Source organism: Kitasatospora cheerisanensis KCTC 2395 (assembly GCF_000696185.1).
Taxonomy (GTDB): domain Bacteria; phylum Actinomycetota; class Actinomycetes; order Streptomycetales; family Streptomycetaceae; genus Kitasatospora; species Kitasatospora cheerisanensis.
Genome location: NZ_KK853997.1, coordinates 6,717,279 through 6,742,219, shown reverse-complemented (window position 1 = coordinate 6,742,219; position 24,941 = coordinate 6,717,279). Strand labels below are relative to the sequence as shown.

16 protein-coding genes and 3 pseudogenes are annotated in these 24,941 nt (G+C 74.6%); 10 read left to right on the top strand and 9 right to left on the bottom strand.

Annotation, left to right across the window (positions count from 1 at the left end; translation table 11 throughout):
- Positions 1-129 precede the first annotated feature (129 nt).
- The gene (locus KCH_RS30270) at positions 130-1,389 is read left to right on the top strand and encodes a hypothetical protein (protein ID WP_035868196.1); all 1,260 of its coding nucleotides are present in this window, start codon (positions 130-132) and stop codon (positions 1,387-1,389) included.
- Between the two features lie 125 nt (positions 1,390-1,514).
- Complete coding sequence (locus KCH_RS30265) at positions 1,515-2,282, top strand: hypothetical protein (protein ID WP_244305489.1); 768 nt, start codon at positions 1,515-1,517, stop codon at positions 2,280-2,282.
- Between the two features lie 143 nt (positions 2,283-2,425).
- Here KCH_RS30265 and KCH_RS30260 read toward each other — a convergent pair whose 3' ends face one another.
- A complete protein-coding gene (locus tag KCH_RS30260; protein ID WP_051653612.1) occupies positions 2,426-3,787 on the bottom strand; it encodes a D-arabinono-1,4-lactone oxidase in 1,362 nt (453 codons plus the stop codon).
- Positions 3,788-3,938: 151 nt separating this feature from the next.
- Between KCH_RS30260 and KCH_RS30255 the strand changes: the two genes are divergently transcribed.
- Positions 3,939-5,132, top strand: coding sequence for an amino acid deaminase/aldolase (locus KCH_RS30255; RefSeq protein ID WP_035874495.1), 1,194 nt, complete (start codon positions 3,939-3,941; stop codon positions 5,130-5,132).
- 67 nt (positions 5,133-5,199) lie between these two features.
- On the top strand, positions 5,200-5,802 hold the full coding sequence (locus tag KCH_RS30250) for a TetR/AcrR family transcriptional regulator (protein WP_035868193.1): 603 nt from the start codon (positions 5,200-5,202) through the stop codon (positions 5,800-5,802).
- 33 nt (positions 5,803-5,835) lie between these two features.
- Here the strand turns inward: KCH_RS30250 and KCH_RS45230 are convergent.
- A pseudogene (locus tag KCH_RS45230) lies at positions 5,836-6,473 on the bottom strand (alpha/beta hydrolase fold domain-containing protein).
- 380 nt (positions 6,474-6,853) lie between these two features.
- Positions 6,854-7,360, bottom strand: a complete 507-nt coding sequence (locus KCH_RS30240) for a DUF6624 domain-containing protein (protein WP_035868189.1) — start codon at positions 7,358-7,360, stop codon at positions 6,854-6,856.
- Positions 7,361-7,553: 193 nt separating this feature from the next.
- Here KCH_RS30240 and KCH_RS30235 point away from each other — a divergent pair, with 193 nt between their 5' ends.
- On the top strand, positions 7,554-7,850 hold the full coding sequence (locus KCH_RS30235) for a hypothetical protein (protein ID WP_035868186.1): 297 nt from the start codon (positions 7,554-7,556) through the stop codon (positions 7,848-7,850).
- Between the two features lie 279 nt (positions 7,851-8,129).
- A complete protein-coding gene (locus KCH_RS30230; protein WP_035868184.1) occupies positions 8,130-8,543 on the top strand; it encodes a hypothetical protein in 414 nt (137 codons plus the stop codon).
- A 57-nt stretch (positions 8,544-8,600) separates the two neighbouring features.
- Here the strand turns inward: KCH_RS30230 and KCH_RS40235 are convergent, their stop codons facing one another.
- The 4 genes and pseudogenes from KCH_RS40235 to KCH_RS30205 all read right to left on the bottom strand — a co-directional run bounded on the left by KCH_RS40235 (position 8,601) and on the right by KCH_RS30205 (position 14,034).
- A complete protein-coding gene (locus KCH_RS40235) occupies positions 8,601-9,245 on the bottom strand; it encodes a winged helix-turn-helix domain-containing protein (protein WP_084224004.1) in 645 nt (214 codons plus the stop codon).
- Between the two features lie 582 nt (positions 9,246-9,827).
- Positions 9,828-10,471 (bottom strand): annotated as a pseudogene (locus KCH_RS30220) (GTP-binding protein).
- Complete coding sequence (locus KCH_RS30215) at positions 10,452-10,961, bottom strand: DUF742 domain-containing protein (protein WP_084224003.1); 510 nt, start codon at positions 10,959-10,961, stop codon at positions 10,452-10,454. Before KCH_RS30215 ends, KCH_RS30220 begins: the two are co-directional and overlap by 20 nt.
- A gap of 7 nt (positions 10,962-10,968) precedes the next feature.
- Positions 10,969-14,034, bottom strand: a complete 3,066-nt coding sequence (locus KCH_RS30205; RefSeq protein ID WP_051653611.1) for a roadblock/LC7 domain-containing protein — start codon at positions 14,032-14,034, stop codon at positions 10,969-10,971.
- Between the two features lie 329 nt (positions 14,035-14,363).
- Between KCH_RS30205 and KCH_RS30200 the strand changes: the two genes are divergently transcribed.
- Both KCH_RS30200 and KCH_RS38035 read left to right on the top strand, forming a co-directional pair.
- Positions 14,364-16,187, top strand: a complete 1,824-nt coding sequence (locus KCH_RS30200; RefSeq protein ID WP_035868172.1) for an AMP-dependent synthetase/ligase — start codon at positions 14,364-14,366, stop codon at positions 16,185-16,187.
- A gap of 194 nt (positions 16,188-16,381) precedes the next feature.
- On the top strand, positions 16,382-17,512 hold the full coding sequence (locus tag KCH_RS38035; protein ID WP_051653610.1) for a polysaccharide deacetylase family protein: 1,131 nt from the start codon (positions 16,382-16,384) through the stop codon (positions 17,510-17,512).
- Positions 17,513-17,644: 132 nt separating this feature from the next.
- Here KCH_RS38035 and KCH_RS30185 read toward each other — a convergent pair whose 3' ends face one another.
- Positions 17,645-18,442, bottom strand: a complete 798-nt coding sequence (locus KCH_RS30185) for an SGNH/GDSL hydrolase family protein (protein ID WP_035868170.1) — start codon at positions 18,440-18,442, stop codon at positions 17,645-17,647.
- A 529-nt stretch (positions 18,443-18,971) separates the two neighbouring features.
- Positions 18,972-20,387, bottom strand: coding sequence for a TIGR03086 family metal-binding protein (locus KCH_RS43560; RefSeq protein ID WP_157032255.1), 1,416 nt, complete (start codon positions 20,385-20,387; stop codon positions 18,972-18,974).
- A gap of 229 nt (positions 20,388-20,616) precedes the next feature.
- On the opposite strand from KCH_RS43560, the gene KCH_RS30175 reads away from it, so the two are divergent.
- Positions 20,617-21,789, top strand: a complete 1,173-nt coding sequence (locus tag KCH_RS30175) for an exonuclease SbcCD subunit D (protein WP_035868163.1) — start codon at positions 20,617-20,619, stop codon at positions 21,787-21,789.
- 49 nt (positions 21,790-21,838) lie between these two features.
- A pseudogene (locus KCH_RS47685) lies at positions 21,839-24,875 on the top strand (AAA family ATPase).
- The last annotated feature ends 66 nt before the right edge of the window (positions 24,876-24,941 follow it).

The window sequence follows — 24,941 nt, the reverse complement described above, 5'->3', positions numbered from 1 at the left end:
TCCTTTTCCTCCGTGCCGCAACCTATCTGACGGTCCGTCAGCATCGGTTCGGCGGGCCGAGCTGCCCGTTTAGCGGTTGTGCATCGGCCTGCGCGACGTTCGGCGCCCGCAGCACTGGAGGAGGAACAGATGACCACTGCCGCCCAGCCGGCGAACACCAAGGCCCTCGCCCCCAACACCGGCAGCGTCGTGCCCCGAAGGGCCGAGTGGGCGGTCGGGCCGATCACCAACGGCAAGGCGAAGTACGCCTTCCCCGCCGAGTGGCGGGAGGGCGCGCTGCACCACAAGATCTCCAAGGAGAAGCTGGCCTCCGTCGCCGAGCAGATCGCCCTCCTGTACACCGGCCGTCCGGAGCCGCTCCAGAAGGCCGTGCGCGCCTTCTGGGCGCTCTGCTGGGAGCTGGCCGGCCAGCCGGTCACGGCGGCGGTGAAGGACGCGGAGCCGAAGGTCAGCGCGCACCGGCTGCTGTGGAACCTGCCGATCAATCTCTCGCTCGGCCCCAAGAGTCCGACCACCGACCCCGGCCAGGCCTTCGACCCCGACACCGTGCCCGACCCGCAGCACCCGGGCAGGCGGCTGCTGGACGGCGTCTCCGCCAAGCTCCAACTGCTGGAGCAGCGCTGGGACTTGGCGAGCGCGGCCAACGGCGGACAGGGTGACTTCGGCTCGCCGGCGCTGTGGAACGATCTGACCACCCTGCTCCGCGAGGCGCACGAGGCGGCCGACCAGGCGGCCCGCGCGGGGCGGCTGCTCTACCCGCCGATGCCCGAGCAGTGGCTCTACGACGGCACCTCCCACCTGCGCAAGGGCTCGACCGAGTTCCTGAGCGCCGCGGTGGGCGAACAGCGCTTCCGGCAGGCCCGGCTGAACGCTCCGTCGATCGCCGCCCACAAGGACTCCGCCAATCCGGTGGCCACCGCGCAGGTCACCACCACCTACCGGGGGAAGACCGTCACCCTCACGGTCACCATCACCGCGGGGACCGTCCACCACGTCGGCGAGCGCCACACCTTCACCTTCTTCGACTTCACCGGCCGGCCCCGCCCGATCACCACCCTGTGGCCGGCCGCCCCCACCTTCGCCGCCCTCACCACCCTGGCCGGCCAACTGGCCCCGCACCTGGCCCGGATCTGCCTGACGCACCTGGTCGACCTGGAGAGCGCCGACGCGGCGGACTGGCCGTGGGAGGACATCGCGCTCGGCCAGCAGCCGGCCGGTGAGCACTGCGTCTACTTCCTCGGCGGCGTCGAGAACATCGACGACGGCCCCGCCGGCGTCACCGTCGACATCGACATCAAGACCTTCGCCCCCAACGGCGCCAGCGGCCCCGGCTTCCTCAAGCCCGACCTGGCCGCCATCGGAACGGCCCTGACGGCCCGTCCGCAGTAGCGGCGCCACCGGCGCCCGCCCCGCAGGCCCGGCGGGGAACTGCCCGGCCCGAGCCTGCGTCGTCCCGCGTACCGGGCGCGGCCGTGCGTCGCGGGCCAGCACGAGCGACAGGGCGGACCGGGGCGATGGCGGAGACGGTGGCGGGCGCGGCGGCGACACTCCCGGAGCAGGGCCCGGCCGGTGCGGCCCGGTCCCGGCGGGCGGCGGGCGTGGTGCCGTGGGGTGTGGCGGCGGGCGCGCTCGCCTGGGGGCTGGCGGGGAACTGGCGGGCCGACCACCTGCTCAACTACCCGTGGAACGTGTGGACTCCGATCGGGTACGGCGCGGCGAAGGGCGTGTTCTTCGGCGCCCTGGCCGGCTGGGTCGCCGCGCTGACCCTCCGTCTGATCGGTGCGGCCGAGCGCCGCCCGTTCGCCCCGACGGCGCTCGCCGCCCTGGTGGCGGGCCTGCTGCCGGGCTCGATCCGCGACTTCCTCGGGACGCCGCAGCCCAGGACGCTCTACTACTACGAGTGGCCCCGCCCCGAGGCCGAGTGGTACTGGGCACCGCTGCTCCACGAGTGGCTGACCTACACCGTGCTGCCCGCGCTGGGCTGCGCACTGCTGCTCGCCACCGGCGTCCGGCTCTCCGCCCGGCTCTCGCCCCCGAAAAGGCTGAACTGCGTCCTGCTGGCGCTGACGGGCACGGTCCTGTTCTTCCTGCCGGCCGTGGCGAGCGCCGGCCTGCCCGCCCCGGAGGGCAACGGTCAGCACGTCAACGAGTCGTTCAAGGCCGGGCTCGTCGTCGCCGTCGTCTCGCTCGGCGTGCTGACGGCTGCCCTGATCTCGGGCCTGCGCCTGCGGCACGCGACCCGCGCGACCCGCTCCGAGGACGCCGCCCCGCAAGCGGACTGAGGCCCCCGGACAGCGAACGGGCGGAGCCGTGGACCATGCTGATCGGCATGCCCCCTGCGCTCACCCACCTCACCCTCGTGCTGCTGGTCGCGGCCGACGACTGACGCCGCGTCAGCGTCCGAGCGCGTCACCGTCCGAGCGCGTCAGCGTCCGAGCGCGGCGGCGCCGAGTGCGGTGGGCGTGGCGTCGGGGGCGAGGCCGAGGACGCGGTCCAGGTACGGGTTGGCGAAGACGCCGGCGGGGTCGAGGGTGTCGCGCAGGGCGGTGAACTCGTCGAAGCGCTCGTAGCGCGGCCGCAGGGCCGCCGCGTCAAGGGTGTGCATCTTGCCCCAGTGCGGGCGGCCGCCGTGGTCGGCGAGGATCCGCTCGCAGGCCTCGAAGTACCGCCGGTGGGGCATCCGGTGGTACTGGTGGAAGGCGATGTAGCAGTTCTCCCGCCCGTACGCGGTGGACAGCCAGATGTCGTCGGCGGCGACGAACCGGACCTCCAGCGGGAAGGACACCCGTTCGTCGTGGCGGTCGATCCACTGCCGGATCTCCCGCAGCGCCGCCGTCGCGTGCTCCCGGGGGATGGCGAACTCGCCTTCCAGGAAGCGGACTTCGCGGGGCGAGGCGAAGACCCGGTAGGACAGGTCGGTCCATTCGCGGGCGGACATGGCCTTCGCGGCGAACCGGGCGATCGGCCGGACGGCGGCCGGGAAGCGGGTGCCGATCCGGCACATCGCCTCGAAGCCGGGGCCGTTCAGGGCCTCGTCCAGCCGGCGGGTGAGGGCGGGGACCGGGCGCAGCGGGGTGCTGCCGGGCAGCCGGGTGAAGCGGCGGGTCAGCGCGGTCTCGCTGTGCGGGAACCAGAAGAACTCGAAGTGGTCGTTGGCGGCGGCGAGTTCGGGGAGCTGTCCGAGGACGTCGGCGATCGGCATCGCGGTGTCGCGGGCGTGCAGCGCGAACAGCGGCACGCACTGGAGCGTCACTTCGGTGATCACGCCGAGCGCGCCGAGGCCGACCCGGGCGGCGGCGAACAGCTCGGGCCGTTCGGTGGGCGAGCAGTGGACCACCGTGCCGTCGGCGAGGGCGAGCCGGAGGGCGCGCAGCTGGGTGGCGATGCCGCCGAAGCGCAGGCCGGAGCCGTGGGTGCCGGTGGAGACCGCGCCGGAGACGGTCTGCCGGTCGATGTCGCCGAGGATCTCCATCGCCAGGCCGTGTTCGGCCAGCAGCGGGTTGAGCTTCCACAGCGGCATGCCCGCGCCGACGGTGACCAGGCCGGTGGCGGGGTCGACCGAGACCAGCCGGTCCAGCCGGTCCAGCCGCAGCTGGACGCCCGGGGCGACGGCGGCCGGGCTGAAGGAGTGTCCGGCGCCGACGGCCTTGACCCGGTGTCCGTCCCGGACGGCGACGGTGATCTCGGCGGCGACCTCCTCGGCGTCCCGGGGGTGTGCCACCCGGGCCGGCCGCGCCTGCTCGTTGCCCGCCCAGTTGCGCCACTCGGGTGTCGTGACCGGTGTCATCTCCGGTGTCCTCTCGGCTCGTTGATGGGGGGAAGCGTGGGGCCGGACGCTCGTCCAAGTCAAGAGACCTGAACGCTTGACTTGGACAGCTGAACAAGTCAGGGTGACCGGCACCGAGCAGGAGCCCGCGCAGCCGACCGAAGGGCCGCCCATGACCACCGAACGACTCCAGCGGGCGACGGCCGGGCTGCGTCCGCCCTTCGCCGTCGTCGACCTGGCGGCGCTGCGCACCAACGCCGCGCAGCTCGCCCGCCGGGCCGGCGGCAAACCGATCCGGCTGGCCAGCAAGTCGGTGCGCTGCCGGGAGCTGATCGACCGGGTGCTGCGGACGCCGGGCTTCCGCGGCGTCATGGCGTTCACCCTGCCCGAGGCGCTCTGGCTGGCCCGCACCCTCGACGAGGACCGCGGGGACGTCCTGGTCGGCTACCCGTGCGCCGACGCCGAGCCGCTGCGCGAACTCGCCGCCGACGAGCGGGCGGCGGCCAGGGTCGTGCTGATGGCCGACTCGGTCGAGCACCTGGAGCTGATCTGCGCGGCGGCGGGCCCGGACGGTCCCCCGCTGCGGATCTGCCTGGACCTCGACGCCTCGCTGCGCCTGCTCGGCGGCAAGGTCCACCTCGGCATGCGCCGCTCCCCGCTGCACGCGCCGGACGCGGCACGGGAGTTGGCCCGCGCCGTGCTCGCCCGGCCGCGGCTGCGACTGGTCGGCGTGATGTCGTACGAGGGCCAGATCGCCGGGCTCGCCGACGACCGGCCGGGCTCGCCGCTGCACCGGGCCGGGGTGCGGCTGGTCCAGCGGGCCTCGGCGCGGGAGCTGGCCCGGCGGCGGGCCGAGGCGGTGCGCGCCGTCCTCGGCCTGGCGCCGCTGGAGTTCGTCAACGGCGGCGGCACGGGCAGCCTGGAGCGCACCTCGGCGGAGGACGCCGTCACCGAACTGGCCGCCGGCTCAGGCCTGTTCGCGCCCGCGCTGTTCGACCACTACCGCGCCTTCGACCCCGTCCCGGCCGCGTACTTCGCGCTCACCGTGGTCCGCCGGCCCGCGCCCGGGCTGGTCACCGTCCTCGGCGGCGGCTGGACGGCCTCCGGCCCCGCCGGGCCGGACCGGCTGCCGACTCCCGTCCACCCGAGGGGACTTCGCCTGCTCCCCCAGGAGGGCGCGGGCGAGGTCCAGACCCCGCTGGCCGGCCCGGCGGCCGACGCGCTGCGCCTCGGGGACCGGGTCTGGTTCCGGCACGCCAAGGCCGGCGAACTGTGCGAACGGGTCGACCGGCTGCACCTGGTGGACGGGGACCGCATCGTCGACGAGGTCCCCACCTACCGCGGCGAGGGACGCGCTTTCCTGTGACCGCACCGCGCTGAGGTAGCGTGCCCGGAGCCTTCCCACCCGTCACCGCCTATCCCCTGGAGCCCGCATGACCCGCCGTTCGGCCGACGAGCGCCGCGAGGAACTGATCGAGGCGGCGATCCGGGTCATGATCCGCGACGGCGTCGCCGGGGCCACCACCCGCGCGGTCGTCGCGGAGGCGGGGCTGCCGCTCGGGGCGTTCCACTACTGCTTCCGCTCCAAGGAGGAGCTGCTGCAGTCCGTCATCGAGCGGATCATGCTGCGCGCCCTCGCCCCCGCCGTCGCCGCGGGCGTCGAGGGAGCGCCGGTCGCCGAGGTCGTCCGGGCCGGCCTGCACACCTACTGGGAACGCATCCGGCTGAGCCCGGACGAGCACCTGCTGACGTACGAACTCACCCAGTACGCCCTGCGCCAGCCCGGCCTGGCGGACCTGGCGCGCCGTCAGTACGCACACTACCTAAGGGTGACCCGCACCTCCCTGGAGGAGATGGCGCGCCTCGCCCGGGTCGAGTGGACGGTGCCGCTGCCGGTGCTGGCCCGCTACGGGCTGGGCGTCCTGGACGGCCTCACCCTGACCTGGCTCATCGACCGCGACGACGAGCTCGCCGCCGCCGCGCTCGACGAGCACGCGGGCTACCTGGTCTCGGTCGCCCGGCCCGCCTCCGCCTAGGCTCCGGAGCAGGCGTCGAAGCGGGCGCCGAACTCACCCGCGGCCGGCGGTCGGCAGGCCCGCCACGATCCGGTCCCGGGCTTCGCGCCCCTCGGGCACGGGTGCGAGGACGTGCACGTGGAAGGCCCCCGGGGTGACGTGGAGCGTGACCTCGGTTCCGGCGGCGCCGGCCCGGTCGCGCAGCAGCAGCGTGTCCGGGTACAGGATGTCGTGCGTGCCCACGTGGACCTCGATGGGCGGCAGTCCTCCCAACTCCCCGTGCAGCGGGCTGAGTCGGGGGTCCGCGGGGTCGGCGCCGCCGGCCCAGACCCGGCCGGCCTCGACCAGCCCGGCCCGGTTGAGCGAGGGGTCGAGCCGCTCGACGGCCGCGATGTCCGGGTTGGTCAGCGCGAGGTCCAGCCAGGGCGCCAGCAGCACCAGCCGCGCGGGCCGGGCAGACCGGAGTCGCGCAGGCTCATGGCCACCGCGAGGGCCAGCCCGCCTCCGGCGGAGTCGCCGATGGCCGTCACCGGCAGCCCCTTCGCCCGCGCGGCGACCTCCCGGTGCACCGCCCGCCCCAACGCGACCGCCTCCCGGAAGGTGTGACGGGGCGCCAGCCCGTAGCGCGGCACGTGCACCTGGAAGCCGCTCGCGGCGAGCTGCCCGACGAAGGCCCAGTGCCAGCGGACCATCTCCTTGTAGTAGCTGCCGCCGTGCCAGTACACCACCGCCCCCACGGGCTCCCGCCCGTCGCGCGGTCCGACGGTCCAGCAGTCCGCCCCGTTCACGCTGCGCTTCTCCACCCGGCACAGCCGCCCCAGCCACCCGGGCGGACCGGCCTCCCCCTTGGGCTCGGCGATCCGCCGACGCACCAGCTCGGCGGTCGCCGTCCGCGGCTTCTGCCGGCCGCGCAGGTAGGCGGCCACCACACGCAGCTGCCAACTCACCGTCACCGGAGCTCCCTTCGCCGTCCGCCGCCCGCACCGAACTCCGGGTCGGGAACGGGAGCGTAGTGCGCGGGGCGGCCGGCGGCCACACCCCCGGGCAGCCTGCAACCCGGCGCCGGGCGCGCTCAGGAGGCCGGGAACTGGGCCACGTACTCGGCGAACGGCGGGATCCCGACCTCGGCCCGCCGCTCGTCCGTCCGCGCCGGGTCCTCGCACGGCCACGGGACGGGCGAGCCGTCGCGCACGCCGGCGATCTGGGTGCCGTAGATCTGCTTCCGTCCTTCGTTCACCAGCGTCCGGTCCCGCAGGAACGCCAGCTCCCGCGCGCCGGCCCGACCCTCCGACACCGCCTGCTCCATCAGCCGCAACGCCCGTCGCTGGACGTCGAGTTGGCGGTCGGCGTGCTGAGCGATCAGCCAGGCCGCCCGGGCGGCGTCCGCGCCGAACAGGTCGGCGGTCGGCCAGCCGTGCGCGTCCATGATCCCGGCGAGCCGGTCCGCGTGCTCCGCGGTCAGGCGTCGCCACGCCAACTGCTCTGCCGGGTCCGCGCTGTTCGCCCCGGGTGCGGCCCGGTGGTCGGCCGCCATCATCGCGGTGAGCTCCGCGGCCACCGCGGCAAGGTCGAGTGCCATTCCTGACGTCCCGTCGGATCGAGGTTCTCCCTGGTCACCGGCCACTCTAGGCGCGCGGATCCGCACCGGATCTCCTCCTTCCGGACGGTGACAGGCGCCTCCGCCCGCTGGAATACTTGATCCATCGGGAAGAACACGGGCGGTGAGTACGCCTACTCATGACGCCCGGCGGCCCCTTCGGGAGCATGGCCGGATGACGCACCGGCTGCTCGACTCCGCGCTCGCCCTGCTCCTGGTGGCCCTGGAAGCGGCGGCCGTCCTGGGCTGGCTGTTCCGGGGCGCCTGGGCCAACTACCGCGGCGCGAACCGCAGACCGCACCCGCCGTCCCGGGTCGCCGCCGAACTGACCGCCGGCACGCTGTACTTCGGCGCCACCGCGTTAGGCCTGCTCCGTCTCCACCTGCCGATCGCCGCCGCCGCGCAGGGCGCCTGGGCCGCGCTGTCCGGGACGGTCCTCGTGGTCGGTCTGCTGAAACTGCTCCACCGCTGACCTCTGTCCGCGGTGGCTCCGGACCCTACTGGACGATCCCCGGCCGGGACCGTCGCCGCGGTCCCGCCGGCGACCTCGCCCGCCGCGCCGTACGTCGACGTCCCCGACGGCGCCCCCGTCACCTGCGCGCGCTACGGCCTGAACGACTTCGCGGGGGCAACCCGTCCCGCTCCCGGAGAACACCGGGATCGACTGGAACGCGGCCTGGTCGGTCCGACCCTGCTGATCCGCCGGCGTCCTGCCCGGTAGGGTGCGGGTGACCGAGGGGGAGGACCGCTGATGGACAGTGAGGAGAGCCTGCACCGCTTCGGGCTCCGCCCGCTCGGCGCGGATCTCGACCTGGTCCGCGCGCTCCTGGCGGAGCACACGGCCCTCGAACGCGCCGCGCAGGGCACCGGCGACACCGAGCTGATGAAGCTCTGCTGCGTCCAGCTGTTCAACAGCGGGACGGTCGAGGACGCCCTGCTGGTCTGGGCGGCGCGGGGCGCGAGCTTCGACGCCGGGTGCTCCATCGAGGCCGAACTCCTGCTCGGGCGCGGGCTCGACGCGACGACGGCACATCTCGCCGCCGTCCCGGAGCCGTCCGCCGCCGCAGCCCTGGCGCACCTGCGCAAGCTCGACGCGGCCGGCCACCTCGCCGGTTTCGAGGCCGACGAACACGCCGCCCGTTACGACGACTACTACGCCGACTGACCCGCCCCGCCCGCAGGCCCGCCCCCGTCGTCGGACGGGGGCGAGCCGCACGCGGTCTCAGGCGACGGGCGCGTACTTGTAGCCGACCCGGCGGACCGTGACGATCGTGTCGCGGTAGGCCGCGCCGAGCTTGCGGCGGAGCCGGGCGACGTGGACGTCCACGGTGCGGCCGTCGCCGACGTGGCCGTATCCCCAGACGGTGTGCACCAGTTGGTCGCGGGTGTGCACCCGGTGCGGGTGCTCGGTGAGGTGGGCGAGGAGTTCGAACTCGAGGTAGGTGAGGTCGAGCAGCGAGCCGTCGACGTACGCGTTGCGGCGGTCGAGGTCGACGGAGATGCCGCTCTCGGCGGGGCGGACGAACGGCCGGACCGAGGCGGTTCCCGGACCGGCGGCGGGCGCGGGCACCGGCGCGGGGACGACCGCGGGCGCGGCCTTCTCCGCGGGCACCAGCACCAGGTACCCGACCAGCGGGGCGTTCGCGGTGGCGCCGAGCTGCGTCAGCAGGGCCTGCGGCAGCACCGACTGGGGCAGCGCGGCGACCACCGCGGCGCCGTCCTGGAGGCCGGCCAGCAGGCCTTCCGGGGCGAGGGCGGGCGCGGGGCGGGTCGGCGGGGCGACCCGGCGGGGCTCGGCGTCGAGGGGGTGGTTGGGGAGGGCGCGGACGGCTCGCAGGTGCGGGGTCGCGGTGGCAGCGTAGGACATTTCGAAGGCTCTTTCGCGCGTGACGGGCGGTGGGTGGTCGTCGTCTGCGCTTCCGGCGGGCCGGGCTGACGGTCGGTCAGTGCGACGGGCGGGAGGCGCGGGGTGCGCGCCGACAGGTCTGGTCGAAGTGGTGTGCCTGGCGCGAGGGCCAGAACGGTTCGAGGAGGGTGCGAGGGGGCACGACTGCTGCTCTCCGGTGCATGACGGGATCGACGGGGCCGGCGGCCGGGTCGATCCGTCGGAACGGGACGGACACACGAAAACCGCCACCGCCCCGGCGGAGCGGGGAGAGTGACGGTTCGTCAGCGACAGCAGGCGCTGTAGATCAGCCCGTGGTCGATGTACCGGCGCACGGTCAGAACGGGGAGCGCGGGGAGGGCGGCGATGCGGACCGTCGCGGTCATGGCGCTGCTCCTCCCCCGGGGCGTGTCAGGAACCCGCGGCGGACGGCGGGCACTGGTACGAGACTTCCACGCGGAACACCCGGAAGGCAACCCACTGCACCGCCTTGTCCGCAGAACGGGACAGAAACCGTCCACCATTCGGATGGCACCGCTCTGACCTGCACAAACAAAAGAAGTACTACAGTCGGATTCCGGCCCGCTCTGCGGCGTGCTCAACCAGCCGGACGAGCAGCTCCTTGCCGTCCTCGCGGCGGCGCGCGTCGCACAGCAGCACCGGGACCGTCTCGGGCAGGTCGAGCGCCGCGCGGACGTCGTCGGGCGCGTACACCTCGGTGCCCTCGAAGCAGTTGACGGCGACCACGAACGGGATGTCGCGCTGCTCGAAGTAGTCGACGGAGGGGAAGGAGTCGGCGAGGCGGCGGGTGTCGGCGAGCACCACGGCGCCGAGCGTGCCGCGGCGAGCTCGTCCCAGACGAACCAGAACCGGTCCTGGCCGGGGGTGCCGAACAGGTAGAGCGCGAGGCCCGGCCGGAGGTCGATCCGGCCGAAGTCCATGGCCACGGTGGTGGTGCGCTTGGTCTCGACGCCCGCGGTGTCGTCGACCGGGCGGCCGCGCTCGCTGAGGGTCTCCTCGGTGCGTAGCGGGCGGATCTCGCTGACCGCGCCGACCAGGGTGGTCTTGCCCGCGCCGAAGCCGCCGGCGACCAGGATCTTGACCGCGCTGGCGCCCCAGGGGGCCTTGCGGGCAGCGGAGTTCTTCGGGGCGCCCGAGGGGGTGCCGGAGCGGACGCCGGACGGGGCGTCAGAGTGCACGGAGGCCATTGATCACGTCTCGCAGCAGGCGCTCGTCCGGTTGCTGGGCGAGCTGGAAGGGTCGGGTGACGTCGATCAGGTCGGCGTCGTGGAGGTCGCCGAGCAGCACCCTGACCACGCTGACCGGGAGGTCGGTGTAGGAGCCCAACTCGGCGACGCTGAGCGGTTCTTCGCAACAGAGCCGGAGGATCGCGTGGTGCTCGGGGCCGAGCGGCAGGTCGGCGGGGACGCCGCCGGGGGCGGTGGCCTGCCCGGCGGCGGTGACCAGCGAGATCAGGTCGAACAGGCCGTCGTCGACCGGCCGGGCGCGTCCTCCGGTCATGGCGAACAGCCGGACCATCGGTCCGGCCTCGTCGTCGAACCAGCGGTCGTCCACCGGCGTGCGGGGCGCGAACAGGTCGACCGACTCTTCGTCGGCCGGGGTCTCGTCCGCGATCTCACCGCTGTGGCCGGCCGGGGCGGTGGCCTCGGTCGGCTCGGTCGGCTCGGGCTCGCTCATAGATCGGTCATCTCCCGGGCGGAGTGGTCTCGGTCCTCGGCTCGGCGGCCAGGTGCTCGCCGACGCGCTTCACCAACAGTGCCATCTCGTAGGCGATTTGGCCCACATCGGATTCGGCATCGCTGAGTACGGCGAGGCAGCTGCCGTCGCCGGCGGCGGTGATGAACAGGAAGGCGTCGTCCAGTTCGACCATGGTCTGCCGGACGCCGCCGACCTGGAAGTGCCGGCCGGCGCCCTTGGCGAGGCTGTGGAAGCCGGCGGCGACGGCGGCCAGGTGCTCGGCGTCCTCCCGGCCGAGGCCGCTGGAGACGCCGGTGGCCAGGCCGTCGCTGGACAGGATCACCGCGTGCCGAAGGGTCGCGACGCGGCCGACCAGGTCGTTCAGGAGCCAGTCGAGTTCCCCGGACGGCGGGGTGGTTGCGGTCATGATTCGGTTCCTTCTCCTGGTGCGGGCGGTGCGTCCGGCGGCTGGTGCGCCGGGGGGACGGAGCGGACGGGAGCGGCCGGCAGCGCGGCGGGCACCGGCGCGGAGGGCAGCGCGACCCGCAGCCGCGGCGCTCGGCCGGCCGCGGGCACCAGCGGCGCCGACGGGCCGTCGGCGCTCGCGGTCGGGCCGGGCTCGGAGCGGACCACGGTCAGCGAGGCGGGCTGGAGGCGGTCGCCGCGGCCGCGGGCGAAGCCGCGCTGGAAGGAGGCGAACGCGGAGCGGGCCTCCTCGGGGCTGCGCTCGCGGGCCGGCTCGGGGCTCTCCGGGCCTGCCCCGGCGCGGAGTTGGGGCGCCAGGCTGGCCTGCCGGACCCGGCGCGGCAGCAGCCCGCCGGCCACCGGCGACAGCGGCGGGACGGCCCGCCGGCCACCGGGGCGAGCGGCGGAACGGCCCGCCGGGGGCGGCGGGTGCCGGCGCCTTCGCGGCGGCGGGCGCGACGTCCTCGGGCCGGCGGTGCCGCCCGGTGCCGAGCGCCTTGGCCGGCGAGCCGTCAGCGGCCTCCGCCTGGGCGGGAGTCCGGCGGCGCGGCAGGCCGCCGGGCTTCGCGGACGGGTCGGCGGCGGACGGCCGGGGCCGCCGAGGGCCTTGCCGGGCGCGGCGTGCGGGCGGCCGGGTTCGACGGCGCCGGGGGCGCGCCGGTGGGCGGGCTCCTCGGCGCCGGGGCGGGCCCGTCGGGGCCATCTCGGCGGCGTCGGCGAGCAGTTCGCGCGGGATCAGCACGACGGCGGAGGTGCCGCCGTACGGGGAGGGCCGCAGGTGGACCCGGATGCCGTGCCGGCGGGCCAGCCGGGAGACCACGAACAGGCCGAGCCGGTCGGTGTCGGCGAGGTCGAACTCCTGCTCCACGGCGAGGCGTTGGTTGACCTCGCCGAGGTGCTGCTCGTTCAGGCCGAGACCGCGGTCGTCGATCTCCAGGCAGAAGCCGTGCGCGACGACCTCGCCCTGGACGGTGACCTGGGTCTGCGGCGGGGAGAACACCGTGGCGTTCTCGACGAGTTCGGCGATCAGGTGGGTGACGTCGGCGACGGCGGAGCCGAGCAGGCCGGTGCCGGGGAACGGCCGGACGATGACCCGGGCGTAGTCCTCGACCTCGCCGACGGCGGCGCGCACCACGTCGACCATCCGGACCGGCTTGCGCCAGGCGCGGCCGGGCGAGCCGCCGGAGAGGATGATCAGGCCCTCGGCGTGGCGGCGCATGCGGGTGGTGAGGTGGTCGAGGCGGAACAGGTCCTCGAGTTCGCGCGGGTCCTCGGTGCGGCGCTCCATCGTGTCCAGCAAGGTGAGCTGACGGTGCAGCAGCACCTGGGAGCGGCGGGCCAGGTTGACGAAGACCGCGGAGACGCCGCGGCGCAGTTCGGCCTGTTCGACGGCGGCCTCGACGGCGACCCGCTGGACCTCGTTGAAGGCCCGGCCGACCTGGCCGATCTCGCCCGCGCCGAACTCGAGTTGGGGGACTTCGGCGACCACGTCGACGGCTTCGCCGCGGCGCAGCCGGAGCATCACGGAGGGCAGCCGGTTGGCGGACAGGTCGGCGGCGGCGTTGCGCAGGCCGACGAGTTCGCGCACCAGGCGGCGGCCGATGCGGTAGGAGACGACGATGGAGAGCACCACGGCGAACAGGCCGATCAGGCCGGCGACGGCGCCGCGCAGCAGGGAGTTGACGGCGTAGGCGTGGGCCTGGTCGCCGATCTTGGCGACCAGCCGGTCGTTGATGGCGTTGATGTCGGCGAGGACCCGGTCGGAGTTCTCGCCCCAGGTGTCGGGTCCGCTGCGGACCTCGCGGGCCCGGTCGGGGGCGTCGTCGAAGCCGTGTTCGGCGGTGGTGAGGGCGCTCCAGGCCTCGCCGGTGCGCAGTTCGTTGTAGTCGGCCTGGTTCTGCGGGTCGAGTTCGCCGACGTAGATCCGGAACAGGGTCTGCTGGGCGTGCATGGCGTCGAGCACGACCTGCTGCTTGCGGGGGTCGGCGGCGGCGGTGGCGCTGCCGGCCCGCAGGGCGCGCATCGCGGCGGTCTCCTGCGCCAGGTAGTCGGCGCCGCGGGTGAGTTCGACCAGGATGGTGCCCTGCCGGGGCAGCGAGCCGCTCTCCTTCGAGACGAAGGAGGAGCGGAAGGTGAACACCGGGCTGATCAGGTCGCTGTAGTCCTTGAGCGCGCCGTCCCAGCTCTGCCGCTGCTGGCCGATCTGGCTGCGGATGGCGGCGAGTTGCTCGGCGACGGAGAGGATGTCGCGGATCCGGGCGCGCTGGTCGCCGTTGAGCTTGTCGGCGTCGCGGCTGCCGGCCTGGTAGCGCAGCAGTTGGAGGTCCCGGTCGGTGACGGTCTGGGACTTCAGGTAGGAGTCGGCGTAGGCCTTGTTGCCGGGGTCGGCGAGCCGGAGCACGGCGGCGGCGCGCTCGATGCGCAGGTCGTCGGCGTACTGGTCGGCGGGGGTGCCGAAGGCCTGGTAGGTGGCGCTGATGTCGAGCTGGTTCCACACGTCGCCGGTGGTGATCAGCGTGGAGTAGCCCCACAGTCCGCTGAGCGCCGCGATGGGCACCAGGAGCAGCGCGATGATCCTCGCGCGGATCGAGCTGCGGCGCAGGCGCATACGGGTCCTCTGGTGGTCCTCGGTCGGTGGGGTCGGTCGGGCTCGGACGGCCGGGGGCAGGGGTGGGTGCTGAGGGGTACGAGAGCCGCGAGCCTACTACTTCCTGACCATCCGTTCGTAGGGTGAATTTGCATCGTTATCGACTGCTGTCCGGATCGTCCTTCAATGTCCTCGCCGGGGCGCTCCAGGGCCCCGACCTGCGGCACTGTCCCCGGTGCGGGGTGTCGTCGGGCGGTGACTCTGGGCAGCGCCGCCCCGATCGGGTAGCTTCGCCGGTGCCGCCCCCGGTTGTGCGAGCCGGAGCGGGGATCGGCGGGAACGGGGGTACCGTGCGAGAGTTCAGCAGCCCCGCGCTCGCCAGCTCGGCGGTGACCGGCGGGCTGGCCGACTCGGTGTTCGACCGGGCGGAGCGCGAACCGGGTCTGGTGCAGTTGTCCCGGTGGACGGACGACGCCTGGCGGCCGGTGACGGCCGCTCAGTTCCGGGACGAGGTCCTGGCCCTGGCGAGGGGTCTGCTCACCCGCGGGGTGCGCTACGGCGACCGGGTCGCCGTGATGTCCTCGACGCGCTACGAGTGGACGCTGTTCGACTACGCGCTCTGGTCGATCGGCGCGATCCCGGTGCCGGTGTACCCGACCGCGGCGGCCGAGCAGGTCCGCTGGATCCTGGCCGAGACCGCGGCGGTGGCCTGCGTGGTCGAGGACGAGGACCAGGCGATGACGGTCGGCGCGGTCTGCGACGCGCTGCCCGAGCTGACCGGCATCTGGCAGCTCGACCGGGGCTGCGTGGAGCAGTTGACGGCCGACGGCGCGGGAGTGCCGAACGCCCTGGTGCACCGTCAGCGGGTGGGCGTGACACCGGATTCGCTGGCCAGCGTCATCTACACCTCCGGCACCACCGGCCGCCCGAAGGGCTGCCTGCTGACCCACGGCAACTTCGCCTCGGTGGCCGACGCGGTGCTGGACGGCTGGGCCGAGGTGTTCGCCGACACCCGCGGCGACCAGCCCGCCACCCTGCTGTTCCTGCCGCTGGCGCACGTGTACGGGCGGCTCACCCAGGTCGCGGCGGTGCGCGGCGGCATCCGGATCGGCCACCACGGCAAGCTCGCCACGGACAGCCTGCTGCCCGCGCTGGCCGCGTTCCGGCCGACCTTCCTGCACGCCGTCCCGTACATCTTCGAGAAGATCCACCGGCGGGCCCGGGAGGCCGCCGAGGCGTCCGGGAAGCTGGACGTGTTCGTGCAGGCCGAGCAGGTGGCGATCGACTGGGCGAGCGCCTGGGAGCGCCGCGCCCACCGCCGGGGCCCCGGCCCGTCCCCCGCGCTGCGGCTGCGGCACGCCGCGTACGAGCGGCTGGTGTACCAGCGGGTGCGGGCCGTGCTCGGCGGCCGGGTGCGCGCCGTGATGTCCGGCGGATCCATGCTGGGGCGGGAGTTGGCGCTGTTCTTCGCGGGCGCGGGCATGACGGTGTACGAGGGCTACGGCCTGACCGAGACCTCCGCCGCGATCACCGCCAATCCGCCGGACCGCCCCAAGTTCGGCACCGTGGGCCGCCCGGTGCCGGGCGCGTCGGTGGCGATCGCCGAGGACGGCGAGGTGTGGGTGCGCGGCGGCGGCGTGTTCTCCGGCTACCTCAACCACCCGCGCTGCTCGCAGGAGGCGCTGTACCGGGACTGGCTGGCCACCGGCGACCTCGGCTCGCTCGACGAGGACGGCTACCTGACCCTGACGGGCCGCAAGAAGGAGGTCATCGTGACCTCCAGCGGCAAGAACCTCGCGCCCGCGATCCTGGAGGAGCGGGTGCGGACCCACCCGCTGATCGCCCAGTGCCTGGTGGTCGGCGACAACCGGCCGTACCTGGGCGCGCTGATCACCCTGGACCCGGTGGCCCTCTCGCACTGGCTGAAGGCCCGCGGCCGGCCGCAGCTGGACGTCCGGCAGATCCTCGCCGACCACGAGCTGCACCAGGAGGTGCAGCGGGCCGTGGCCGCCGCCAACACCACCGTCTCGCGGGCCGAGTCGATCCGCGCCTTCCGGCTGCTGCCGCGCGAATTCACCTTGGAGGAGGGGCTGTTGACTCCTTCGTTGAAGATCCGCCGGGCCGCGGTGGCGGAGCGCTACGCCCAGGACATCGACGAGCTGTACACCGGCTGACGGCCCGTCGGCGCCGTGCGGACGGCGGGTGTCGACGGGGCGTACGGCGGTTGACCGATCTCCGCCGGTTCCCCTTGACCACCGGGATTGGTCCAGTCCATTGTGTGCACCGGCCCGGTGCGGCCGGCCTGCGAGCGACCCCCGCCCCTCCCGGGAGTCACGCCTTCTCCCCTCCCCCACACTGGAGTTGATCCGTGCTCAGTTCCGCACGCCGCCGTCTCGCGGCGGCTGCCGCGGCCACCGTGCTGGCCGTCCTCGGCACCGCCCCGGCCGCGCACGCCGACGCCCCGGCGGCGACCCCCGCCGCGCCCGCGCCCGAACTGGCGACCAACGGCGGGTTCGAGATCCCCACCCTGCCGCTCGCCGACTGGGGCTCGATCCCCGGCTGGCACTGCGACGGCACCGAGGGCGCCGTCACCTCGGCGGCCCGCACCGGCGGCTCCGCGCTGGCGATCACCCCGGCCTCCGCCGACTCCACCGGCCGCTGCACCCAGACCCTCGCGGTCCGCCCCGGCACCACTTATACGTACCGGGCCTGGGTCCGCGGCTCGTACGCCTTCCTCGGCGCCACCGGCACCGGCCACGACGTCCCGCCCGCCTGGACGGCCTCCACCGGCGGCGGCTGGCAGCAGCTCTCCACCACCTTCACCACCGGCGCGGCCACCTCCTCCGTCCAGCTGTACCTGCACGGCTGGTACGGCCAGGGCCCGATCGCGGTCGACGACGTCAGCGTCACCGGGGACTCCCCCGCGCCCGCGTACGCCACCTGGAACGCGCCGACCTCCGACAAGGTGGTCTTCCTGACCATCGACGACGGCTGGTTCCGCACCCCCGAGGCCGCCCGGCTGATCGCCGACCGCAAGCTGCCGGTCACCGCGTTCCCGCTGCCCATGCCGGAGGGCTTCGAGCCGGACTACTTCAGCCGGATCACCGCCGCCCCCGGCTCGTCCCTCCAGGACCACAGCGTCTCGCACCGGGACCTGACGACGCTCTCGCTCGCCGAGCAGCAGGCCGAGATCTGCGACGCCCGCGACGCGATCACCGCCCGCTACGGCAGCACGCCGACCCTGCTGCGGCCGCCCTACTTCACCTTCAACGCCGACACCCAGCGCGCCGCCGCCAACTGCGGCATGAAGTACCTGCTGACCGCCACCGCCGACTTCACCTCGGGCGCCGCGAACGTCTACCACGGCGGGCCGCTCCAGCCCGGCGACGTGATCATCCTGCACTTCACCGACACCCTGGCGAGCGACCTGCAGCGCGCCCTGGACGCGGCCCGCGAGGCCGGCCTGACGCCGGCGGCGCTCACCGACTACCTGCGCTGAGCGCCGCCACGGAAATAAGCTGACGTATCGTCAGTGGCGTGGCGACCCGAAAGCACCGGTGTCCGGGCCCCTCCCATGGGCCCGGACACCGGCTCGTTCATCCGCCACGAACGTCCACGCGGACGGCGTGGATCAGACGCCCGCGGAGAACGACGGGAGGTAGCCGTACGCCTGGCCCGAGGAGTTCGGGTGGTAGCTGTCGCTGATCGGCAGCGTGGTGCTGTTCAGCCACTGGCTGGACGAGCCGCAGATCTCGTGGGTGGAGAAGATCGAGCGGACGTCCTTGAAGGTGAAGCCGGCCGCCGCCGCCTGCTTGGAGATCACCGAGTCCAGGGTGTCCGCCGCGCTGTTGATGGCGGTCCGCTTGGTGTCCGAGATGCCGACCAGGCAGTTGCCCGGCACCTGGTACAGGTGCGGGTAACCCAGCACCACCACGTGCGCGTTGGGGGCCTTGGACTTCATCTGCGCGTACAGGTTGGACAGCTTGCCCGGCAGCGTGTTGGTGGCGTAGCTCTTCGCCGTGTTCACGGCGCTCAGGCAGGAGCTCTCGCTGCTCAGCACACAGGTCTGCATGGTCGACGCGAAGCCGGCGTCGTTGCCTCCGATGGTGATCGAGATCAGGGTGGTGGTCGAGCTCAGCGAGGAGATCTGGTTGGCGAGCACGTCGTTGGTCGTCGCGCCCGAACAGGCCACGAACTTGAACGAGGTCGGGGCGTGCGAGTTCTTCCACAGGTACGGGTAGGCGTTGGTGCTGCGGCTGCAGCTGCCGCTCTCGCTGGTGTAGCTGCCCGAGCCGACACCGGCCGAGTACGAGTCGCCGAGCGCGACGTAGTTGACGCCGGCCGCGCTCGCCTGGGTGGCGGCGGCGAGGGTGGTGATGGACAGGGCCGCCGCGGTGAGAGCGACGGTTACGGCACGGACGCGAGTCATCTTTCCTCCAATGGGTGACGCAGGCCACACATTGGATACCAGTCAGTAGCCTTGCGGGGAAGCGGTCATGCCAAGAATTTTGACGAACTCTCATGCAACAACCGCCGAACCCGAGCTACGCGCGGAGACCCACCCCTGACCTGGGCTGCGGAAATCCCCCCGAGGGACCGCCCGAACGTCCGATCGTCCAATTTTTCACCTGACGCACCGTCATCTCCCGTCCCATCTCTGTGCGCGACGGCCACGTGACACCCAGTGCCGGAATTCCGCCCCAGCCCGTTTCACCCGCACCGGCGGTCGCAGCACGCGAACGGCGCGAAGCGGACGAAACGCCACCCCGGGGGCGCACGCAGTGCCTCCACCAGCGGACGCCGGACACCGACTTCCGAACGCCAACTTCCGTGCGAGGCGTCCGATTTCCGGACGGCGGGCACCGGGCGCGGGTGCCGGCGGCGGCGACTTCCGGCCAACCGGCACCCGGGCCGGCGCCCGCACCGACGGACGGACCGGCGGACGGACGGACGGTCGGTCAGCCCGCCGGGGACCACTCCGGGTCGCGGCCGAGGAGCAGCAGGATCCGCTCCAGCGTCCCGGCGCCGGCCGGCACGTCCAGCGCGGGGCGGAACGCGGCTCCGTCGGCCTCGCGGTTCGGCCCGTCGGGAACGGCCTCCGCGATCGGCAGCACGGCCGCCAGCAGGTCCTCGTCGAACTCGGCCCGCACCCCGATCGACGCGGCGACGTCCCACCCGTGCACCACGTAGTCCACCAGGTGGAACCCGATCGCCCGGAGCGCCGGGAACATCTGCCCGCCCCGGACCTCCGGCAGCCAGAACTCCCGCTCCAGCACGCCCGCTTCGCCGAACGCGGCGGTGACCGCCGCGGCCGAGGCCGCGAACACCCCGGCCGGGTCGCCGCCGACCGGCCGGTCGGCCCAGACGCTCCGCTCGTGCCGCCCGCCGCCGGCCGCGACGGCGAAGCCGTGGTTCTGCCCCGCCATGTGGCCCAACAGCTGCCCAAGTGTCCACTCCCCGCACGGGGTTGGCAGGTCGAGCCGGCCCGGGTCGACCTGCCCGACGAGACCCTCGGCGATTTCCAGTGCGCGTACGTCGAATTCCTGAATGGTCGTCATATTGCGGATGCTACCCACCGGTTGGCCAACTCCGTTGGCACGAAAACCAGTTGACATTCCTTGGCCATCGGCCGGTACCGCATCGACCGGCAAATCGGCGGTACCGCCCCGCCCTCCCGCCGGCCCCGACCGCTGCACGGCCGCGTCATGGACGGGGGGGAGCCCGGTCCGCAACCCCCGACCGCCGGCGGATCGCCCACCACAGGATCCCGGGCCGCGGCGCTCAGCGCAGGCGGCAGCCGGCGGGCGGGAGTTCCTCGATCGTCTCGTTGGCGGCGGCCGGGACGCCCAGCACCGCAACGGCCGCCGACACCGCGGCGCGCGCCTGCTGGAGGCCGGGGCGCCCCAGCCGAGGAGTTCGACGGCGAGGCCGGGGGCGACCAGCAGCCGGCGGTAGTGGCGGCCGGACGCGGGGTCGGGCGCGGACGGGCCGACGCCGTGCAGCGCGGCGGCCATCCGGACCCGGGCGCACTCGTGGCCGCCGTTCGCGGAGCCGACCCGGTCGTAGAGGTAGCCGAGGTAGACCGGCGGGCCGATCACCGCCTGGGCCTCCTCGCCGGCCTCGCGGGCCAGCGCGGTGCCGGGGTCGCCCGCGTCCTCCGTCTCCAGCGAGCCGCCGGGCAGGCTGACCACGCCGTCGCGCGGGTTGACCAGCGTGAGGACCCGGCCGTCGGGGGCGAACAGCCAGCCCCAGGACTGCTTCACCGGGAGCCCGTCCGGGACGCGGACGCCCGCGTGCCAGGGCCACCCCGCGTTCGGTCGGCGCCGGACCCGCCCGAGCAGTTCGGAGATCTCCGGGCTGTATTCGATGCCCATGCCACTCCCTCCGCGCTCCGGGTGGGCCACCCTCGCCACCTGATGATCTTCCCCGAACACCCGACCGATGAACAGCCCCGACCGCCACCCGGGTCACCGCCCCACCCGTCCCGTCCGCCCCTCCCTCCCCGCGAACCCCGGCCTGTCACCGGCACCTGTGATACTCGGTACCGGCCGGACCACCATGAACGCGACGAGGAGTGACGGACATGCTGCGGGGAGCTTCGGCGTGAGGCTGCTGCACACCTCGGACTGGCACCTGGGCCGTTCGTTCCACCGGGAGAACCTGCACGACGCGCAGCGCGCCTTCCTCGACCACCTGGTGGCGACGGTCGCCGCCGAGCGGGTCGACGCCGTGCTCGTCGCGGGCGACGTGTACGACCGTGCGCTGCCCGGGCTGGAGGCCGTCGCGCTGTTCGACGACGTGCTGTGGCGGCTGGCCGAGCTCGGCGTCCCGACGGTCTTCATCAGCGGCAACCACGACTCGGCGCGCCGCCTCGGCGTCGCCTCCCGGCTGATCGAGCGCGCGGGCATCCACCTGCGCACCGACCCGGGCGCGCTCGCCGAGCCGGTGCTGCTCGCCGACGAGCACGGCCCGGTCGCGGTGTACGGGCTGCCGTACCTGGAGCCGGCGCTGGTGCGCGAGCGCCTCGGCCTGGCGAAGGGCGGCCACGAGCAGGTGCTCGCGGCGGCGATGGACGCCGTCCGCGCCGACCTCGCCGCCCGCCCCGCCGGGACCAGGGCCGTGGTGCTGGCGCACGCCTTCGTGACGGGCGGCGCGCCCAGCGAGAGCGAGCGGGACATCGCGGTCGGCGGTGTGCAGTCGGTGCCCGCCGGCGTGTTCGACGGGGTGCACTACGTGGCCCTCGGCCACCTGCACGGCTGCCAGACCCTCGCCCCGCACCTGCGCTACTCGGGCTCGCCGCTCGCCTACTCCTTCTCCGAGGCCGACCACCGCAAGTCGATGTGGCTGGTCGACCTGGCCGCCGACGGCGCCGTCGAGGCCGCCCGGATCCCCTGCCCGGTGCCCCGGCCGCTGGCCCGGCTGCGCGGCCGGCTGGACGAGCTGCTCACCGCCGAGGAGCACGAACCGGCCCGCGAGGCCTGGGTGCAGGCCACCCTGACCGACCCGGTCCGGCCGATCGACCCGATGGAGCGGCTGCGGGTCCGCTTCCCGCACACCCTGCAACTGCTGTTCGAACCGGAGGGCGGCGAGCAGGCCGCGGACCGCTCGTACGCGCAGCGGGTCAGCGGGCGCAGCGACCGGGAGGTGGTGGAGGGCTTCGTCGCCCACGTCCGCCCGGGGCGGGAGCTGGACGGCACCGAGCGGTCCTGGCTGCTGGAGGGTCTGGAGTCGGTGCGCCGCACGGCCGCCGACCGGGCCGAGGAGAACGGCCGATGACGCTCCGTCAGTCGCCGCATGGAAGCCACCTGTCCGAGGGGACCGCCCGATGAGGCTGCACCGGCTCACCGTCACCGCGTTCGGCCCGTTCGCGTCGACGGAGCGGATCGACTTCGACCGGCTCACCGCGTCCGGCCTGTTCCTGCTGCGCGGGGCGACCGGTGCGGGCAAGAGCAGCGTGCTGGACGCGGTCTGCTACGCGCTGTACGGCGAGCTGCCGGGCTCGCGGAAGAGCAACGGCGTGCGCAGCGACCACGCCGACCAGGCCCGCCGCACCGAGGTGGTGCTGGAGGCGACGCTCGGCGGGCGGCGGCTGGAGATCACCCGCTGCCCCGAGCAGTCGCGGCCGAAGAAGCGCGGCTCGGGGTTCACCCAGGACAAGGCGCAGACCCTGCTGCGCGAGTGGGTCGCGGACGCCGGGGAGGGCGAGCCGGGCTGGGTCGCGCTCAGCAGGTCGCACCAGGAGGCCGGCGAGGAGCTGACCCGGCTGCTCGGCATGAGCCGGGACCAGTTCTGCCAGGTGGTGCTGCTGCCGCAGGGCGACTTCGCGCGGTTCCTGCGCGCGGACTCCAAGCAGCGCGCCGACCTGCTGGGCAAGCTCTTCGACACCGGCCGCTTCGAGCAGTTGGAGCGCTGGACGGCGGACCGCCGGCTCCGCCAGGAGCACCAGGTGCAGGCGGGCCGGCAGCAGCTGCGCGACCTGGTGGCCCGCGCCGAGGAGGCCGCCGGGCCGCTCGCCGCGGACGCCGCCGCGCACCGCCCCGGCGACGACGCCTCGACCGCCGACGCGCTGGCCTGGGCCGCGATGCTGCGCGGCGCCGCCGCCGAGCGGGTCGCCGCGACGGAGCTGGCGCTGGAAGCCGCCGAGCGGGCCCGGGCCGGGCCCGCGCCCGGCTGGACGCGCAGACCGCCCTGGCGGACCGTCAGCAGCGGTACCGCGCCGCACAGCAGCAGCAGCTCCGCCTCGCCGACGCCGAACGGGAGTCCGCCGCCGACCGGGCCGCGCTGCGCACCGCGCTGGCCGCCGAGGCACTGGCCCCGCTGCGCGCCCTGCACCGGGGCGCGCTGGCCGCGCACCGCGCGGCCGCCGACGCCGAGTCCGCGCACCGCAGCGGGCTCGCCGCCCGGGCCGCCGCGCCGTGGGCCGCGCAGCTGCTCGGCGAGGTCCGGACCGCCGCGCAACTCGCCGCCGCCGAGGGCGTGCTGCGCACCGAGGCGGCGTCGCTGGCGGCCGCCCGCGCGGACGAGCAGCGGCACGCCCGGCTGCTGGCCGAACGCTCCGAGCTGGTGGCCGAGCAGAAGCGGGCGGACGACCTGGCGGAGGAGTCGCAGGACTGGCTGGGCGGCTACGACGACCAGTTGAAGCAGCTGCACGCCGAACTCGACGCGGCCCGCGACGCGCACGCCCTGCTCACCCGACTCGACGCCGAGCACGCCGAGTTGACGTCGCGTCAGGATGCGGCGCGGCGGCACCTGCGCCTGCGTGGCGCGTTGGCCGAGGCACAGGCGCAGGTCCGTGACCGAACGGACGCCGCGCTGACCGCCCGGGCCCGCACCCTGGACCTCCAGGAGCGCCGACTCGCGGGCATGGCCGCCGAGTTGGCCGCCCAGCTGACCGCCGGCGACCCGTGCCGGGTCTGCGGCTCGCCCGAGCACCCGGCCCCGGCCGCCCCTCGGCGGCGCAGGTGACGGCCGCCGACGAGCAGCGTGCCCGCGCCGCCCAGCAGGCCGCCGAGGGTGAACTCGACGCCGCCAGGCACCGCCTGGGCGCCCTCCAGGTGGACGCGGCGGCCGCCGAGGCCGCCGCGGCGGGCCGCTCGGTCGCCGAACTCGCCGCCGAGATCGACGAGTCGACGGCGCGGCGGCGCGCGGCCCTGCACACCGCGGAGCAGCTGGTGCCGCTCGGCCAGCAGGTGGAGCGGCTGGAACACGAACGCCGGGCCCGCAGCGAGCGGCTGCGGCAGGCCGGCGAGCGCGGCGCCGTCCTCGCGGACCGGCTGGGCGCCGTCGCGGTCGAACTCGACACGCTGGCCGGGCGGATCGCCGCCGCCCGGGGTGACGCCCCGTCGGTGGCGGCCCGGGCCGCCGCGGTGGACGCCCTCGCCGCCGCCGTCACCGCCGTCCTCGACGCGGCCCGCAGCAGCGCCGAGGCCGCCGCCCGCCTCGCCGAGGCCACCGGCGCGCTGGAGCGGGCCGCCGCGGACGCGGGCTTCGCCGACCTGGTGGCGCTGGCCGCCGCCGAACTCCCCGCCCATCGGCGCGACGCCCTGCAGCGGCAGTTCGAGCAGCTGGACGCGGCGCGGGAGCAGGCCGCCGCCCGCCTCGCCGACCCGGAGCTGCGCGCCGCCGCCGAACTCCCGCCGGCGGACGCCGCGTCCGCGCGGACCGCCGAGGAGCACGCCACGGCCGCCCTGCGCACCGCCGACACGGCGCACCGCACGGCGGTCGACCGGGTCGCCGCGCTGGCCCGGATCACCGACGCGCTGACCGCCCTCGCCGCCGCCGTCGCCCCCGTCCTCGACGCGTACGCCCGGATCAGCCGCCTCGCCGCGCTGCTGGCCGGCGCGCCCGCCGAGAACGCCCTGCGGATGCGCCTGGAGTCGTACGTCCTGGCCGCCCGCCTGGAGCAGGTCGCGGCCGCGGCCAGCCAGCGGCTGCTGAAGATGTCCGGCGGCCGCTACACCCTGGTCCACAGCGACGGGCTGGTGTCCGGCACCAAGCGCTCGGGCCTCTCCCTGCACGTCGTCGACGCCTGGACCGGCCGGGAGCGCGACACCGCGACGCTCTCCGGCGGCGAGTCCTTCTTCGCCTCGCTGGCCCTGGCCCTCGGCCTGGCCGACGTGGTCACCGACGAGGCCGGCGGCATGCCGCTGGACACCCTCTTCATCGACGAGGGCTTCGGCACCCTCGACGAGAACACCCTCGAAGAGGTCATGGACGTCCTCGACTCGCTCCGCGAGCGCGACCGCGCGGTGGGCATCGTCAGCCACGTCGCCGACCTGCGCACCCGGATCCCCGCCCAGCTGCTGATCCGCAAGCACCGCCACGGCTCCACCACCCACCACACCACCCGCGAGGACGCCTGACGCGCCGTCACGCCCGGGGCGCCGCCAGGAAGTCCGCCGCGACCTCGCCCCAGCTCCTGATGTCCG